The organism is Pseudomonas sp. Sample_10 (assembly GCF_004321495.1).
Lineage (GTDB): Bacteria > Pseudomonadota > Gammaproteobacteria > Pseudomonadales > Pseudomonadaceae > Aquipseudomonas.
Window position 1 is genome coordinate 111,274 of record NZ_RCOE01000059.1, and the last position, 1,126, is coordinate 112,399.

Genomic DNA, 1,126 nt, shown 5'->3' on the forward strand with positions numbered 1-1,126 from the left:
CATTATCGGGTGAACTCAATGCCGGCGTTTGAGGGTATCGGAAGGCAATTCACCGAACTGCTTGCGATAGCTGTCGGAGAACCGTCCCAGGTGCAGGAAGCCATAGTCCATCGCCACTTCCGTGACATTGCGCACGTTGCAAGTCGGGTCGCTCAGGCAGGCGTTGATGCGCTCCAGGCGTTTCTGGCGCAGGTAGTTTTTCGGCGTGACACCGGCATTGCGCTCGAACAGGCCATACAGCGAGCGCAAGCTCATATGCGCCTGGCGCGCCAGTTCTTCGCTGTCGATGTCGCGCTTGAGGTTACTGGCGATGTAATCTGCAATGGCCTCGAACGTGGCCGTCTGTGAGCCCAGTTCAAGGCGGCAGACGTTGGTTTTCATCAGACTGAGCATCTTGCTGACGATGATCTGTGTGTAATGCTCTTGCACCCTGGGAATCTGCTCGGTGGACTCGGCCTCCTGGCAGATCATTGCCAGCAGGTTGACGAAACCTTCCAGTTCATTGAGCTGATAACGGTTCTCCACAAACCGCACGCCCTGCCCCGGATAGCGCCAACGCTGCTCGTCGCAGACCGACTCAAACAAGCGGGTCGGAATTTTGAGAATGAATTTTTCGCAATCGGCGGAATACGTCAGGTCGACAGGATCGTCAGGGTTGATCAGCAGCAATTCGCCGGGGGCAAAGTAATGCTCCTGGCCATGTCCACGCCACAGGCAGTTGCCGCGCAGCAGCACTTGCAGGTGATAAATGCTGTCCAGCGCACCGGACGTCACGCGCACACTGGCACCGTAACTGATACGGCACAGGTCGAGGCTGGCGAACTTGCGATGGTCCAGGCTGGCCAGCGGACTGCCAGCACGGGGCATGAGAATGCAATGATTACCGACGTGCTGATTGACGTAGCCCGAGACCGCATAAGGGTCGGCATGGTCGAAGACTCTGCTGCGCTGACTTAACAGTTGAGCTTGCATCATCGGGTCACTCTCGTTGTTGTTATAGGGTGCGTCGGGTGATTCTAAGGCAGTACGTGCAGTGGCGTATCAGTGGACTGACCTGTGGGCATTCTCAATGAAACCTGTAGATACTCTGTTCACGGTCAAGCTTTCGCGAGATGTTTTTCGCTAA

1 protein-coding gene is annotated in these 1,126 nt (G+C 56.3%); it reads right to left on the reverse strand.

Annotation, left to right across the window (positions count from 1 at the left end):
- Positions 1-15 precede the first annotated feature (15 nt).
- The gene (locus tag D8U18_RS05125) at positions 16-975 is read right to left on the reverse strand and encodes an AraC family transcriptional regulator (protein ID WP_056856694.1); all 960 of its coding nucleotides are present in this window, start codon (positions 973-975) and stop codon (positions 16-18) included.
- Positions 976-1,126: the final 151 nt, after the last annotated feature.